This is a genomic window from Bacillus sp. TH17, from assembly GCF_016651125.1.
GTDB lineage: Bacteria > Bacillota > Bacilli > Bacillales > Bacillaceae_G > Bacillus_A > Bacillus_A mycoides.
Map to the genome: position 1 here is coordinate 959,031 of NZ_JAEKEN010000001.1, position 14,684 is coordinate 973,714.

The 14,684-nt window shown below is 35.5% G+C and carries 15 protein-coding genes, 1 pseudogene and 1 riboswitch; of the genes and pseudogenes, 9 read left to right on the forward strand and 7 right to left on the reverse strand.

All coding sequences use genetic code 11. From position 1 onward, the window contains the following. Positions 1–88 precede the first annotated feature (88 nt). The 6 genes and pseudogenes from JFT95_RS04760 to phaQ all read right to left on the reverse strand — a co-directional run bounded on the left by JFT95_RS04760 (position 89) and on the right by phaQ (position 4,498). Positions 89–883, reverse strand: a complete 795-nt coding sequence (locus JFT95_RS04760; protein ID WP_002086840.1) for a TerC family protein — start codon at positions 881–883, stop codon at positions 89–91. Positions 884–962: 79 nt separating this feature from the next. Further along, a riboswitch (yybP-ykoY riboswitch) is annotated at positions 963–1,135 on the reverse strand. Positions 1,136–1,173: 38 nt separating this feature from the next. Beyond that, a pseudogene (locus JFT95_RS04765) lies at positions 1,174–2,492 on the reverse strand (TrkH family potassium uptake protein). A 113-nt stretch (positions 2,493–2,605) separates the two neighbouring features. Further along, the gene (locus JFT95_RS04770) at positions 2,606–2,791 is read right to left on the reverse strand and encodes an alpha/beta-type small acid-soluble spore protein (protein ID WP_000241212.1); all 186 of its coding nucleotides are present in this window, start codon (positions 2,789–2,791) and stop codon (positions 2,606–2,608) included. 142 nt (positions 2,792–2,933) lie between these two features. Then, a complete protein-coding gene (locus JFT95_RS04775) occupies positions 2,934–3,377 on the reverse strand; it encodes a MaoC family dehydratase (protein ID WP_001067911.1) in 444 nt (147 codons plus the stop codon). Between the two features lie 101 nt (positions 3,378–3,478). Beyond that, positions 3,479–4,003 (reverse strand): polyhydroxyalkanoic acid inclusion protein PhaP, encoded by a 525-nt coding sequence (gene phaP / locus JFT95_RS04780; protein ID WP_002011575.1) that lies wholly within the window; start codon positions 4,001–4,003, stop codon positions 3,479–3,481. A gap of 42 nt (positions 4,004–4,045) precedes the next feature. Continuing rightward, a complete protein-coding gene (gene phaQ / locus JFT95_RS04785; RefSeq protein ID WP_000903018.1) occupies positions 4,046–4,498 on the reverse strand; it encodes a poly-beta-hydroxybutyrate-responsive repressor in 453 nt (150 codons plus the stop codon). Positions 4,499–4,696: 198 nt separating this feature from the next. On the opposite strand from phaQ, the gene phaR reads away from it, so the two are divergent. From phaR to JFT95_RS04810, 5 genes are all read left to right on the forward strand, one after another. Further along, positions 4,697–5,179, forward strand: a complete 483-nt coding sequence (phaR, locus tag JFT95_RS04790) for a polyhydroxyalkanoic acid synthase subunit PhaR (protein WP_201051622.1) — start codon at positions 4,697–4,699, stop codon at positions 5,177–5,179. Positions 5,180–5,331: 152 nt separating this feature from the next. Then, on the forward strand, positions 5,332–6,075 hold the full coding sequence (locus JFT95_RS04795; RefSeq protein WP_002030515.1) for an acetoacetyl-CoA reductase: 744 nt from the start codon (positions 5,332–5,334) through the stop codon (positions 6,073–6,075). 83 nt (positions 6,076–6,158) lie between these two features. Beyond that, positions 6,159–7,244 (forward strand): class III poly(R)-hydroxyalkanoic acid synthase subunit PhaC, encoded by a 1,086-nt coding sequence (phaC, locus tag JFT95_RS04800; protein WP_000206840.1) that lies wholly within the window; start codon positions 6,159–6,161, stop codon positions 7,242–7,244. 94 nt (positions 7,245–7,338) lie between these two features. Further along, entirely contained in the window at positions 7,339–8,532 is a 1,194-nt protein-coding gene (locus tag JFT95_RS04805) for an NAD(P)/FAD-dependent oxidoreductase (protein WP_002030511.1), read from the forward strand. Positions 8,533–8,555: 23 nt separating this feature from the next. Then, positions 8,556–9,905, forward strand: a complete 1,350-nt coding sequence (locus tag JFT95_RS04810; protein ID WP_002126155.1) for a TrkH family potassium uptake protein — start codon at positions 8,556–8,558, stop codon at positions 9,903–9,905. A gap of 38 nt (positions 9,906–9,943) precedes the next feature. On the opposite strand, the gene JFT95_RS04815 is transcribed toward JFT95_RS04810, so the two are convergent. After that, positions 9,944–10,327: a DUF3905 domain-containing protein gene (locus tag JFT95_RS04815; RefSeq protein WP_002011568.1), complete on the reverse strand. Its 384-nt coding sequence runs from the start codon at positions 10,325–10,327 to the stop codon at positions 9,944–9,946. Positions 10,328–10,424: 97 nt separating this feature from the next. Here JFT95_RS04815 and JFT95_RS29450 point away from each other — a divergent pair, with 97 nt between their 5' ends. The 4 genes from JFT95_RS29450 (at position 10,425) to JFT95_RS04835 (ending at position 14,663) form a co-directional block, all read left to right on the forward strand. After that, entirely contained in the window at positions 10,425–10,655 is a 231-nt protein-coding gene (locus JFT95_RS29450) for a hypothetical protein (RefSeq protein WP_242487641.1), read from the forward strand. A gap of 152 nt (positions 10,656–10,807) precedes the next feature. After that, the gene (locus tag JFT95_RS04825; RefSeq protein WP_002030507.1) at positions 10,808–11,884 is read left to right on the forward strand and encodes a putative 2-aminoethylphosphonate ABC transporter substrate-binding protein; all 1,077 of its coding nucleotides are present in this window, start codon (positions 10,808–10,810) and stop codon (positions 11,882–11,884) included. 19 nt (positions 11,885–11,903) lie between these two features. Further along, complete coding sequence (locus JFT95_RS04830) at positions 11,904–12,905, forward strand: putative 2-aminoethylphosphonate ABC transporter ATP-binding protein (RefSeq protein WP_002086828.1); 1,002 nt, start codon at positions 11,904–11,906, stop codon at positions 12,903–12,905. Further along, on the forward strand, positions 12,906–14,663 hold the full coding sequence (locus JFT95_RS04835; RefSeq protein WP_002126162.1) for a putative 2-aminoethylphosphonate ABC transporter permease subunit: 1,758 nt from the start codon (positions 12,906–12,908) through the stop codon (positions 14,661–14,663). The last annotated feature ends 21 nt before the right edge of the window (positions 14,664–14,684 follow it).

Below are 14,684 nucleotides of genomic sequence, written 5' to 3' on the forward strand. Positions count from 1 at the left end.
AGGAAGCGTTTACAAAAGGTAGTATAATGGAATTTTTTCTAAAAATAGAGAGGGGAATTGAAACGAGAAAAAAGAAAAAGCGCTGTAATTACAGCGCTTTTTCGTCTAAATTCTTTTCTACTTTTACTTCTACTTCTTTCGAGAAGAACCAACCGCAAACTGCGATTCCAACTAATACAATCCAGAATGTAAGCTTCCACGGAGTGGATTCTGGGAATGAATGCGGAAGGACATTTAAAGCAGGGTGTGCTAGCGTATAAACTGTTAATTTCACACCAACCCAACCTACAATTAAAAATGCTGCAGTTTCAAGTCCTGGTTTACGTTTTAATATTTGTACGAAAGCAGTTGCTGCAAATCGCATTATAACTAATCCGATAAGTCCACCTGTAAAGATAACGATAAATTGACCTGTATCAAGACTACCAATCGTACCTAATCCTGTTTTCGGTAAAGTCACTGCTAGTGCAACAGCAGCTAAAATTGAATCAACTGCGAAGGCGATATCAGCAACTTCGACTTTAAATACAGTCCACCAAAAGTTCTCTTGTTTTTTCTTTGCTTCTTTTTCTTCTGTTTCTTCATGTGTATTCTTTTTAACATACGTTTTAAATAAGTGATTCCCCGCGATAAACATAAGATAAAGCGCACCAATTGCTTGCACTTGCCATACATCTACTAGGAACGAAATCATAAATAGTGATCCGAAGCGGAAAACGAACGCTCCTGCTAATCCATAAAATAGTGCTTTCTTTCGTTTTTCTTCTGGTAAATGTTTTACCATAATTGCGAGAACGAGAGCATTATCAGCCGCTAAAATCCCCTCTAGTGCAATTAGGATGAGTAATACCCAACCATACTCCAATAATAATGATACATCCATGTACATTCTCCTCTCATTTCTATAAAGACTAAACAAGTGAAGAAGTTCCCCACTGTTTAGTTTCCCCATACTCCTGCTCATCAACGGTGGAAGGAATTTGAAAACAAAAAAGACCTCTGCCGTTGATAGGCAAAGGTCTTGCTAGACATATGTAATGAAAATGCCAACAAAGCCGGAAGAACTAAGTTCTACGTAATGACGACTTTGTTTCCAAGAAATAGTTCTTGGACGCTACTCCCCTTTGGAGATATGCTATTGTAATCTCATTATATGGATAATTTATACGGTTGTCAACCTGTTAAAATATCTTCGTTGGGATATTTTATTTTTCTTTGTTTTTTACGTGCAAATGAAAAGGCTAATGTTAAAGGCCCCATCTTTCCAAAAACATCATAAAGATAATAATTGTTTTGCCGATAATTGTTAAGTGTGGCGTCAAATTCATGCTAAGGCCGACAGTTCCAAATGCTGAAAATACTTCAAAAGCACTCATTAATAAAGGAACCTTCTCAGTGATGCTTAAAATTAAAATGGAAAGAAAAATAAACGAAATTGAAATAATAGTAATCGTTAATGATTTGACAATGAGCGTATCTTTAATGGATTTTTTAAACACGACAATATCATCTTGTTCTTGCAAAAATTTAAATACGCCGAAAAACATAATCAAAAAAGTCGTTAATTTAATCCCACCACCAGTTGAAGCACTGCCAGCACCAATAAACATAAGAAGCATCATTAATAAAAGTGAAGGTTTTGATAATGCAGAGATATCAACAGTATTAAACCCTGCAGTACGTGTTGAAACCGCTTGAAAATAAGCAGCCATACCTTCTTCAAATGGTGTAAAACCTCTCATGGAAATTGAATTATGGAACTCAAATATAAAGATAAAAGCTGTAGCAATAATATTGACGATTAGAGTAGAAGAGAGCATAAGCTTTGAGTGCAAAGTAAGGTTTTTAAAGTTTTTCTTTCTTTTTATATCTACGATAACCGTAAAACCAATCCCACCTAAAATAATGAGGGAAGAAATAACGAGATTGACGAGAATGCTATGGGAGTGCGACATTAAATTATCGCTCCACACAGAAAACCCAGCATTGTTAAAGGCTGAGATAGAATGAAAAAAGCTATAATATATACCTTTGGCAACCCCGTATTTTGGTACCCATTCAAAAGAGAGAAGTAAAGTAGCGATACATTCTACAGTAAAAGAAAATAAAAATAATGCTTTTGCAAGACGAATGATTCCGCCGACATTTGTTTGATTTAATGCTTGTTGTAATAAAATCCGGTTTTGAAGGCCGATTTTTCTACCGAGCATAATTGCGATTAAAACAGCAAAGCTCATAATGCCAAGCCCGCCAACTTGTATAAGTGTTAAAATGACACATTGGCCAAATAAGGTAAATACTTTACCAGTGTCCACAACACCAAGCCCTGTAACCGTACAAGCAGAAACCGTTGTAAATAAAGCATCGAGCCATGAAATAGAAGTTGTTGTAGCAATTGGCAATTTCAATAGGCATGTACCGATAATTGATAGCATAATAAAAGATACAGTAAGAACACGGGGAGGACTCATGCTAATGTTAATCCGTTTCATTTCACATATCGTTCCTTTCGATTTGCTCTTACTAGTATGTGAAGAAGCACTATTATGTATGTTAAAAAAGAAAGAGGCAGAGAATATCTGCCTCTAAGCCATAGGTTATATAGTTATCCGCGTAATTGTTGTTGAGCTAAAGCAACAAGACGTTTCGTTACTTCACCGCCAACTGATCCGTTAGAACGAGATGCTGTATTAGATCCTAAGCTTACACCGAATTCTTGTGCGATTTCATATTTGAATTGTTCAAGTGCTTGCTCTGCACCCGGAACTAGTAATTTGTTTGTTTTCACCATGTTGATACACATCCTTAAAGAGTAATCCAGTTTAGCTAAGTGCTATCTGGTAATGTTATTTTATGTGTAAACGACGTACTCATACACGGAAGTAAACGGTGTGATTAGAAGTTCTTGGATAGAAAAAAGAGTAGCAAATTTGCTACTCTTTTTTCAGTATTGTCGCTGTACCTTCTACGACAATATCATCAGATTGATTATATATGTTTGTTTGCAATGTGATAATTTTTTTATCGTCCCGTTTTTTAATAACTTCTGCCACAACGCGAAGTGTATCACCGATTTTGACAGGAGCACGGAATGAAACGTTTTGTGATAAATAAATCGTATTTTTGCCAGGAAGTTTCGTTCCAAGAATGGTAGAAATAAAACTTGAAACGAGCATGCCATGGGCAATACGTTCTTTGAACATTGTCGTTTTTGCAAAAGAGTCTAGAATGTGAATAGGATTTACATCTCCAGTCAATTTTGCAAAATTGATAACGTCCTCATCCGTAATTTTTTTTGTAAGTGATGCTTGATCACCGACTTGAATCTCATCGTAACGAAGCTCCGGAACAGTTTGTGCTTCTTGAAATGGATTCATTTTGTCCTCCTTCTTTTCCATATCGAAAAATGTAAGCCATCTTGATGTAGTAGGAGGAAGAAAGAGTTTTGTTTGTGCTGCAGTTAGTTGCCACATTTTTCTTACTTGATGGAAGTAAATAGATTTTTTGAGTTTTCCTCGAACTGCTTTGCGAGTTCTAGTTGTTTGGACTTGAACTCTCCCAAAAAAACTTCTAACTGTTTTTGAACCTCTTCACGTTGCGACTGTTGTTGTTCGATAAAGTGTTTTGTTGTTTCTTCAAATTGGCCGCTAGTTTGAGTAAGAATAGACAAAGATGTTTTCGTAGGCGAAACAGTAAGTTGGTGCATTTGATTAGAAAGCTCATTCCACTTTTCTTGCCACTCGTTAATTTGATCATTTAAGGAGTTTCCAGTTAATTGCTTCACATAGTCTGTATATTGGTTATTGAACTGAGCAGTGAATTGGTGTAGTTCTTTTTCTAGTTCATCTACTCCTGATGTTAATTTATGCAAAGCGTCTTGTTGTTGTTTTAACGTTTCTAAAGTAAGTTGCTCTAATTGTTTCCCAGCTGAAGAGAAGAGGGAAAGAGATTGAGACCAGTTTTTCCAAAATGCATCGACTAATTCGTATGGCTTAGTTTCCATTGTTTGACCTCCAAATGTTTTTTTGCATATTGTGAACGCAGATTACTCTGCTGTACCACCAGGTGAAGATGAAGAATCCTTTTCATCCTTTTCTGGAGAAGTAGAAAATGGAAAGAATGCATTAGTGTATAACGTGAAAAACGTCCGCAACATATTTTGATAATGTTCAAAAGAAGTTGCACATGTTGTTAAATATTGCTCTCCATATTCTGTTAAAGAATAAATTCGTTTCGCTGGCCCGCCTTCGCTTGTATCCCAAGTAGAAGAAATAAGATTTTCTTTTTCTAATTTGCGTAGTGTCCTATACACATTACCTTGGTCAACAGAAGAAAAGCCGATGTCCATTAGCATTTGAATAAGTTTGTAACCATGAAGACTCCAGTCTTTTAGACAGAGAAGTAAGAAAGGAACTAAGAAGTTTTTTGGCATGGAGTTTGGTTGTTTCGCTTGGTTTTTTTCCAAACTTTCTGGGTGTTCTGGTTCATTATGTAGCATGATTGTACATCACCTCATGAATCAGTTAGATGGAATTTTTTGCTTATAAGTGCAATTTACACCTATCTGTTTTTAATGTCAATACATTTGTTAGAAAATAAAGAAAAATAAAATATATACTTGAAGTTTTATTCGGAATATTAGAAAATAGTGAATAGGTTGAATTGTTTCAAAAACGAAAAAGGGAGTGTAGTCGAAGTGATTGATCAAAAATTCGATCCATTGCAAGCATGGAAAAATGCTTATGAACAAACCGAAACATTTTGGGGAAAAGCGCTCAATGAAACAATTAAAACAGAAGAATATTCTGCTTGGATGGGCAGCGTTCTAGATTTGAATTTGTTTTATCAAAAAGCATTAAATGATACGACAAAAAATTATTTAGAACAGGTGAATGTGCCGACGAGAGAGGATATCGCTAGAGTAGCTACGCTTGTTATTAACTTAGAAAATAAAGTTGATAATATCGAGGGAATTCTAGAAGAGAAAGTGGATTCATTAGGACAAGCTCCTACATTAAAGCGTGATGTTACGAAAGTAAAACAAGATATGCGCACGTTAGAAACGAAAGTTGATCAAATTTTAGAATTGCTAGAAAAGCAAAATGCAGTACTAGCTAAACTACAAGTACCTGTAAAAGAAGAAGTAAAGCCTGTAAATAAGCCAGAAAATAAAAAATGATAATGGCGTTTGTTTATAACGTGTAAAAGAGGGAGGGAGAATCTCTTTTCATGTATAAACAACGAAACATAATTAATATATGGACTCAATTAGTATGAGTACCAAAATGATTCATAACAATCGTTCACAAATTCATTTAAGGGGGAAAAGAAATGGTTCAATTAAATGGCAAAGTAGCAATCGTAACAGGTGGGGCAAAAGGAATTGGAAAAGCAATCACAGTAGCATTAGCACAAGAGGGAGCAAAAGTAGTTATTAACTATAACAGCAGTAAAGAAGCAGCTGAAAACTTAGTAAATGAATTAGGAAAAGAAGGACATGACGTTTATGCAGTTCAAGCGGATGTTTCTAAAGTAGAAGATGCAAACAGACTTGTAGAAGAAGCTGTGAATCATTTTGGTCAAGTTGATATTCTTGTTAATAATGCTGGTATTACAAGAGATCGTACATTCAAGAAGTTAAATCGTGAAGATTGGGAGCGCGTAATTGACGTGAACTTAAGCAGTGTATTTAATACGACAAGCGCGGTACTTCCATACATATCGGAAGCAGAAGAAGGAAGAATCATTAGTATTTCTTCTATTATTGGCCAAGCTGGTGGATTTGGACAAACAAACTACTCAGCAGCAAAAGCAGGTATGCTAGGATTTACAAAATCATTAGCGTTAGAACTTGCAAGAACAAATGTAACTGTAAACGCAATTTGCCCAGGATTTATTGATACTGAAATGGTAGCAGAAGTACCAGAAGAAGTGCGTCAAAAAATCGTTGCGAAAATCCCGAAAAAACGTTTTGGTCAAGCTGATGAAATTGCAAAAGGTGTAGTATATCTATGCCGTGACGGTGCGTATATCACAGGTCAGCAATTAAACATTAACGGCGGATTATACATGTAATGAAGTAAGAAAAAAGTGCATATCCATAGCAGGAATGCACTTCTTTTTTTAGAAAGAAATTGACCAAAAAGGAGATAGGAAAAATGACTACATTCGTAACGGAATGGGAAAAGCAATTGGAGTTGTACCCAGAAGAATATCGTAAAGCATATCGCCGTGTGAAAAGAGCGAGCGAAGTTTTATTACGCGAACCAGAACCACAAGTTGGTTTAACACCGAAAGAGGTTATTTGGACGAAGAATAAAACGAAGCTGTATCGTTACATTCCAAAACAAGAAAAAACACAGAGAGTTCCAATCTTATTAATATACGCTCTTATTAATAAACCGTATATTATGGATTTAACTCCAGGAAATAGTTTAGTGGAATATTTAGTAGATCGTGGTTTTGATGTGTATATGCTTGATTGGGGCACATTCGGTTTAGAAGATAGTCATTTGAAGTTTGATGATTTCGTGTTCGATTATATTGCAAAAGCAGTGAAAAAAGTAATGAGAACTGCAAAATCGGACGAGATTTCTTTACTTGGTTATTGCATGGGTGGAACGTTAACATCTATTTATGCAGCGCTTCATCCGGACATGCCAATTCGTAACTTGATTTTTATGACAAGTCCTTTTGATTTCTCTGAAACAGGATTATACGGTCCTTTATTAGATGAGAAATATTTCAATTTAGATAAAGCGGTTGATACATTCGGAAATATTCCGCCAGAAATGATTGATTTCGGAAATAAGATGTTAAAACCAATTACAAACTTTGTCGGTCCATATGTTGCTTTAGTCGATCGTTCAGAAAATGAGCGCTTCGTCGAAAGTTGGAAATTAGTTCAAAAGTGGGTAGGCGATGGTATTCCGTTCCCAGGTGAATCGTATAGACAATGGATTCGTGATTTTTATCAAAATAATAAATTAGTGAAGGGTGAACTCGTTATTCGCGGACAAAAGGTAGACCTTGCAAATATTAAGGCGAATGTCTTAAATATTTCTGCGAAACGTGATCACATTGCTCTGCCATGTCAAGTAGAAGCTTTACTTGATCATATTTCTAGCACAGATAAACAGTATGTATGTTTACCGACAGGACATATGTCTATCGTGTATGGTGGAACGGCTGTAAAGCAAACATATCCGACGGTTGGAAATTGGCTGGAAGAGCGTTCAAATTAAAGAGAAGAAATCCAACTAGCGTATGTTAGTTGGATTTTTTTATGGAAAATGACGAAACATAGAAAGGAGAAAATTACATTGTAGGAGTATAATTATGAAGCTTATGACTGGTAAGTTGTTTTGGAATGCTGGAGTTTCTGTACCTTGTTATCCAACGTTAGAAAATGATATGATATGTGATGTACTAGTAATTGGAAGTGGAGAAGCAGGTGCTCATATAGCGTATTCGTTAGCTAAAATTGGAATGCGTGTTATGCTCATTGAAAAAAGAGCAATTGCATGTGGTAGCACAGCTGCAAATACAGGATTATTACAATTTGTTCATGATAAATCGTTAACCTCTCTTATTCATACATTTGGTGAAGAGAAAGGGGTACGAGCATATAGACTTTGTTATGAAGCGCTGCAAACAATGGAGAAGGTTGTGCCAACTCTCGATATTGATCCCCATTTTATTCCGCGAAATAGTTTGTATTATGCAAGTAGAGATGAGGATGTTTCATTTTTACAAGAAGAATATAATACGTTACGCCATTATGGATTTCCGGTTGAATATTTTACAGAGTCTGATATTAAGAAACGTTATTCATTTGCAAAACAAGCAGCGTTATATACAAGCGGTGATGCAGAAGTGAATCCGTATTTATTAGCGCATAGTCTTTTGCATAAAGCGAAACAAATGGGCGCTACTATATACGAACATACAGAGGCATTACATATTAAACAAATCCAAAATGATTTAATTTGTTACACGAATACAGGAAATAAAATAGTAGCAAAGAATATTATTATGGCGACAGGTTATGAAGCAATTTTTGGAAAGAAAGAAAAAAATACAACAGTAGAAACGTCTTATGCCGTTGTGACAAATAAGATAGATTATTTTGAAGGCTGGCATGAGCAATCGTTAATTTGGGAAACAGCACGTCCGTATTTGTATAGTCGAACGTATCAAAACCGCATTGTTATAGGCGGATTAGATGAGGCGCTGAAAATTCAAAAAATCGGCGATACGAAATTATTGCATAAGCGTGATCTTCTTATTAACATTGTAAAAGAAATGTTCCCGCAGTATAAAAATATACGAGCAGAGTACTATTGGGCAGCAGCATTTGGTGGCAGTCATGACGGTCTTCCTATTTTAAAAGAAGATAAAAAAATACATAATTTATATTACGCACTGCCGTATGGGGGAAATGGAACTGTATACGGAATGGTATTTGCGAAACTATTTCAGCAGTTATTTACAAATGAAGAAAGTGATGATTTTTCTTTATTTAATCGATAGAAAAAAGGTAGCGAAGTGATGGAATGAGAGATATAAAAAAGTTTTTACAAAAGTTACGTCCCGTACAACTTATCGTTGTATTTTATTTACTAGCAGTAGTCGTATCGGTAATTTTGCTTAGTTTACCATTTGTTACGAAGCCTGAAGTGAAATGGACATTTATCGATGCACTATTTACATCTGTTAGTGCGGTAAGTGTTACGGGACTGTCTGTTGTTACGATTTCAGATACGTTTACAACGGCAGGAATTATTGTTTTAGCCCTTATTTTACAATTAGGCGGATTAGGAATTATGGCGCTTGGTACATTCGTCTGGATTATAACGGGGAAAAAGATTGGTTTGCAAAGAAGAAGATTAATTATGGCAGACCATAACCAAGGGAATTTATCGGGCCTTGTAGAATTGATGCGTTCTATTTTAATTGTAATTATTTCGATAGAACTCATTGGAGCAATACTGTTAGGTACAAGGTTCTTACTATATTTCCCGACTTGGCAAGAAGCATATTTTCACGGTTTCTTTGCCGCTGTGAGCGCAACAACGAACGGAGGATTTGATTTAACAGGACAATCACTTATTCCGTATAAAAAAGATTATATTGTTCAAATGATTCATATGTTGCTTATTATTTTAGGAGCTATCGGTTTCCCAGTGTTAATGGAAGTAAAACAATTCCTTAGTAAAAGGCGACAACAACTATTTCGCTTTTCGTTATTTACAAAATTGACGACAACGACATTTTTTGTACTCGTTATTGTTGGAACAATTATGATTTTTCTATTAGAACGAAATCATTTTTTAGTAGGAAAGTCATGGCATGAAACTGTATTTTATACATTATTCCAATCTGTGACGACGCGAAGTGGAGGACTCGCTACAATGGACATACGTGAATTATCACAACCAACGCTTTTATTTATGAGTATATTAATGTTCATTGGGGCATCTCCAAGTTCAGTTGGGGGCGGAATACGTACAACAACATTTGCAGTTAGTATATTATCGTTATATACATTTGCAAGAGGCGGGAGAACAGTCCGAGTTTTCAAACGTCAGCTACATGAAGAGGACGTGTTGAAAGCATCTGTCGTTATGACGATGGGGATTTTATTATGTGCCTCAGCGCTATTCATTTTATCTATTACGGAAAATGTACCGCTTATGAGCTTAATCGTTGAAGTTTGTTCTGCTTTCGGAACGACGGGACTATCAACAGGTGTTACTCCTGATTTAACAACTGTTGGTAAACTTGTACTCATTGTACTTATGTTTATCGGACGCGTCGGTATTTTAACATTTATATTAGCTAGTGGCGGAAGAGAGCAACCGCCTCGCTATAAATATCCGAAAGAGAGAATTATTATTGGATAGTATGAAACCATTCTACCTGCGTTAGGTAGAATGGTTTTTTAGTCGTTAATTCCGAATTGGGGATGCATAAAAGCATCATTTTTATTATCAACTTCGTTTTTAAGTAATTCTTGATTTTCTTCTGCAATCCATCCGATATCATTTGTAGGATGGATCCATTCTTCCCCAGCCATAATAGCAGGATCTACCTCATCACTCCAATTATTAAGAGGACTGTTAGTGGAATCGTATTTACTGTCTCCAATTACAACATCATATTGATTTATAAAAGGTTGTTGCATCTTTTTGCCTGTGCCTTTAAAAGAAGGAAAGTTCATTTGATGAGGGAGCGTCTCGTCTAAAATTGGCGATTGTATCGTTTCTTTTTCTTTCAAAGTAATCGCTCCTTTTTGTAATGGCTTGTTCGTATGTAGTATTTCCATTTATAAGCTCTTATGTACTTGTTAACACTTCCCAGTAATAATTAATGTAAGTTGTTTCAAACTAGAATAGAAAGTTATTTCGTGAGAGCAGGTGAGTATGTTGGTAAAAAGAAAAGTAAAACAAAATGCAGCAATTAATAATAATAAAACTCCGAAAGAAAGCTTACCAGATGCAGAATTCGCATTAGAGTATGAAGGAGAAAATAGTGCGAAGTATGCAAATCGTAATTCAAAAAAGGTAAACAAAAATGAGGCGTTTTTTACAAACGCCTCATTTTTTTGTGGGATTATAAAGGTTTTTTTAATTATTTGTAAATTTCACGTTTGATATTAGCAGAAAAATGCGAAAAAACATAGAAGTAGCAACGTATTACACAAAAACAAACAACAAACAAAAGATTAATGTTGGTTTAATACTGCTTTTACACTAGTTGTTTATATTAGAGTTGTACATAAGATTTGTAAAAGGAGAGAGAGACAGTGAAAAAAACAATCTTTAAAGCTGTAGCAACTGGAATGGTATTTTCGTTATTAATGGGGTGTGGTGCAAAGAAAGAAGAAAGTGCTGGAGCAAAAGTAAAAGATGATAAATTATCTGGATCATTAACTGTTTACACAGCGATTGAAGAAGAGCTTGTACCGATTTATCTTGATTCTTTTAAACAGAAGTACCCAGACGTGAAGTTGAACATTGTTCGTGATTCAACAGGAGTTATTACAGCGAAATTGCTAGCTGAAGGGAAAAATACACAAGCAGATGTTGTATGGGGAACTGCAGCGTCTAGTCTATTAGCTTTAGAGAAAAAAGATATGTTAAAAGGATACTCTCCAAAAGGAGCAGATCGTGTCCTTTCGCAATTTAAAGACGATAAGAAACCAGAAAAATGGGTAGGAAATACTGCATTTATGACGGGGATTGCTGTAAATAAAGAAGAATTGAAGAAGAAAAATTTACCGATGCCAGAATCATATGAAGATTTAACGAAACCAGAATATAAAGGAACGCTAGTTATGCCGCATCCGGCTTCTTCTGGAACAGGATTTTTAACAGTTTCTGCATGGCTACAAATTATGGGAGAAGATAAGGGCTGGGATTACATGAAGAAACTTCATGATAATATGGCAACTTATACTCATTCAGGTTCAAAACCAGCGAAATTAGCAGGCGCAGGTGAATATCCAGTTGGTGTATCAATGGTTTATAGTGCTTTGAAAGAGAAACAAAAAGGTGCACCAGTTGAAGTTGTACTGCCGAAAGAAGGATTAGGCTGGGAAGTAGAAGCGAACGCACTTATTAAAAAAGATAATGCTAAAAATGATAAATTAGCGCAAGCATTTTTAGATTGGGCAATTACAGATGATGTAATGAAGTTATACTTCGAGAAAAATGGATTTGCGACAATTAAAAATGATTATAAACTTCCAGATGGATTCCCTAAAGATGTGACAGAAAAGTTATATAAAAAGAATGACTTTAAATGGGCAGCAGAAAATCGTGACAAAATTTTAGAAAAATGGGAAAAAGAGTTTGGCCAAAAAGCAGAACCGAAAAAGTAAGTGAGTGGGAGAGAGAAAAATGAGCGAATATTTATCAATTCAACACATCCAAAAACAGTTTGATGCATTTACAGCGTTAAAGGATATTTCTTTTACTGTGAAAAAAAATGAGTTTGTTTGTTTATTAGGCCCAAGTGGTTGTGGGAAAACGACATTGCTCCGAATTTTAGCGGGGCTAGAAGAGGCAACAACAGGTAGTATTGCTGTGAATGGAAAAGATATTACAGCATTACCACCTGGAAAGAGGAACTTCGGAATGGTTTTTCAATCGTATGCATTATTTCCGAATTTAACTGCACTTGAAAACATTGAATACGGCTTAAAAACAAAAAAATATGGAAAAGCAGAAGTAAAAGAAAAAGCGCTATCGGCGTTAGAACTTGTTGATTTGCTGAATGTAAAAGATAAATATCCTGCTCAAATGTCTGGTGGACAACAGCAGCGAGTAGCACTTGCACGTGCGCTCGCTCTGTCTCCCGATATTTTGTTACTTGATGAGCCGTTATCTGCTTTAGATGCAAAAGTGCGTGAAAAGTTGCGCAGAGAAATGCGTGATTTGCAAGAAAAAGTGGGAGTAACAACTATTATGGTAACGCATGATCAAGAAGAGGCATTAACGATGGCTGATAAAATTGTTGTAATGAATCATGCGGAAATTATGCAGATTGGAACACCAGAGGAGATTTATCAAAGACCAGCCAATCCGTTTGTGGCAGATTTTATTGGTTCTATTAATTTCTTTTCGAAAAATAACGAAGAACATGCGATTCGTCCTGAACATGTAACAGTTGTACAAAATAATGGTATTAAAACAGTTGTAGAAAGTATGGAATTTCGCGGTTCTGTATACCGGACGGAAGTGCGGGTCATAGAAGAGAAAACACACCTTTATAATGAGAAAATTGTAGTGGATATATTGGCATCAGAAGTAGAGGAAACTGCTATTAGAAAAGGAAAGCCAATTCAAATCTCTTTCTCAGAAAATCATATGTTGTCATATGGAAAGAAGGTCATTGTATAGATGGAGATGTTAGAAAACTTTAAGGCAGAAAGTACAAAAAAAAAGATTAAGAGACGTATCGGTAAAGAAGAGTGGATACAAAGACTATTAATTATTGGTATGCTTCTTTCATTTTTTATCATGCTTGTATTGCCTTTATTACAACTGTTTACACAAGCTTTTTATGATAAAGATGGAGCTTTTGTTGGTGTTGCGAATTTCAGTAAATATTTCACAACACCAACGCTAGTTCAATCACTACAAAATACGATATGGATTTCGGGCGCTACAACAATTATTTCGGTTACACTCGCTTTCGCTTACGCATATGCGATCGCTCGTACAAATGTTTTTGGAAAGCGCGTATTTCAATACATAGCATTATTACCATTATTCGCACCAACGATGATGCACGGTATTGCGCTTACATATTTATTTGGTAATCAAGGGTTAATAACAAAAGGAATGTTTGGTTTATTTGAAGGAATACAAATACCGTTATACGGACCAGTAGGAATTGTAATGGCTGAAGTTATGTATACATTTCCGCAAGCATTCCTTATTTTATTAATTGCTCTCCAAGGTTCTGATTATCGTTTATATGAAGCTTCTAATATGTTGGGTGCAAGTAAAGTGAAACAGTTTTTTACGGTTACTTTACCTAGTGTGAAATACGGATTAATTAGTGCGATGTTCGTTGTATTTACACTTAGTTTCACTGATTTTGGGGCACCTAAAATTGTTGGAGGACAATATAACGTACTTGCTACTGACGTATATAAGCAAGTAATTGGACAGCAAAATATGTCCATGGGCGCAACTGTCGGAATGATTTTATTGATCCCAGCTATTTTCGCATTTGCAGTTGATCGTATTACGCAAAGAAAACAGGCGAATCTCTTATCTTCAAAAGCAGTACCTTACAGAATAATAAATAATAAGAAAAGAGATGTTATTTCATTCGTATATTGTAGCATAGTCACGTTTATGATCATTCTTTTATTTGTGGCAGTTGGTATTGCTGCAAGTGTGAAAGTATGGCCATATAATATGAGTTTTACACTTGAGCATTTTAATTTTTCAAGTTTGACAGGAGACGGAATTGAAGCATTTAAAAATAGTGTAATTGTCTCAGCTATTACGGCAGTTATCGGGGCGATTTTAACATTTGTGTTCGCTTATGCGATTGAAAAAATAGAACAGCTACAGTTTTTCAGAAAAGTAGGCTACTTTTTCTCTATTGTACCGTTAGCGATTCCTGGATTAGTACTTGGATTAGGATATGTCTTTTTCTTTAGTCAACCAACAATTCAAATTCTAGGACTTTCAGTAACAAATCCGTTTCATTCCTTATATGGCACAATTGCTGTTTTAGTATTAGTAAATATCATTCATTTTTACTCTGTAACGTTTGTTACCGCAACGACTGCTTTAAAGAAACTAGACCGAGAGTTTGAACTTGTTTCACAGTCGATGAGCGTACCGTTTTATAAAACTTTCTTTCGAGTAACAGTACCGATGTGTTTACCAGCTATTTTAGAAATGGTTATGTACTATTTCGTAAATTCAATGGTGACTGTATCGGCAGTAGTGTTCTTATATGCGGCTGATTTTAAACTAGCTGCTGTATCAATTGTAAATATGGACGATGCAGGAAATGTAGCACCAGCAGCTGCAATGAGTGTACTTATTGTTGTGACAAATATTGTAGTGAGGGTTGTATATGAATGGGGAACGAAAGCACTTCGTAACCGAACGTCACAATGGCAAAAAAGATAAGTAAGAAGGGTGATGGATAGA

Bases quoted from the DNA above. Each gene is read 5' to 3' on its own strand.
- JFT95_RS04760 (WP_002086840.1), bottom strand. From the start codon at position 883: ATGGATGTATCATTATTATTGGAGTATGGTTGGGTATTACTCATCCTA.
- JFT95_RS04770 (WP_000241212.1), bottom strand. From the start codon at position 2,791: ATGGTGAAAACAAACAAATTACTAGTTCCGGGTGCAGAGCAAGCACTT.
- JFT95_RS04775 (WP_001067911.1), bottom strand. From the start codon at position 3,377: ATGAATCCATTTCAAGAAGCACAAACTGTTCCGGAGCTTCGTTACGAT.
- phaP (WP_002011575.1), bottom strand. From the start codon at position 4,003: ATGGAAACTAAGCCATACGAATTAGTCGATGCATTTTGGAAAAACTGG.
- phaQ (WP_000903018.1), bottom strand. From the start codon at position 4,498: ATGCTACATAATGAACCAGAACACCCAGAAAGTTTGGAAAAAAACCAA.
- JFT95_RS04795 (WP_002030515.1), top strand. From the start codon at position 5,332: ATGGTTCAATTAAATGGCAAAGTAGCAATCGTAACAGGTGGGGCAAAA.
- phaC (WP_000206840.1), top strand. From the start codon at position 6,159: ATGACTACATTCGTAACGGAATGGGAAAAGCAATTGGAGTTGTACCCA.
- JFT95_RS04805 (WP_002030511.1), top strand. From the start codon at position 7,339: ATGAAGCTTATGACTGGTAAGTTGTTTTGGAATGCTGGAGTTTCTGTA.
- JFT95_RS04810 (WP_002126155.1), top strand. From the start codon at position 8,556: ATGAGAGATATAAAAAAGTTTTTACAAAAGTTACGTCCCGTACAACTT.
- JFT95_RS04815 (WP_002011568.1), bottom strand. From the start codon at position 10,327: ATGGAAATACTACATACGAACAAGCCATTACAAAAAGGAGCGATTACT.
- JFT95_RS29450 (WP_242487641.1), top strand. From the start codon at position 10,425: ATGTTGGTAAAAAGAAAAGTAAAACAAAATGCAGCAATTAATAATAAT.
- JFT95_RS04830 (WP_002086828.1), top strand. From the start codon at position 11,904: ATGAGCGAATATTTATCAATTCAACACATCCAAAAACAGTTTGATGCA.
- JFT95_RS04835 (WP_002126162.1), top strand. From the start codon at position 12,906: ATGGAGATGTTAGAAAACTTTAAGGCAGAAAGTACAAAAAAAAAGATT.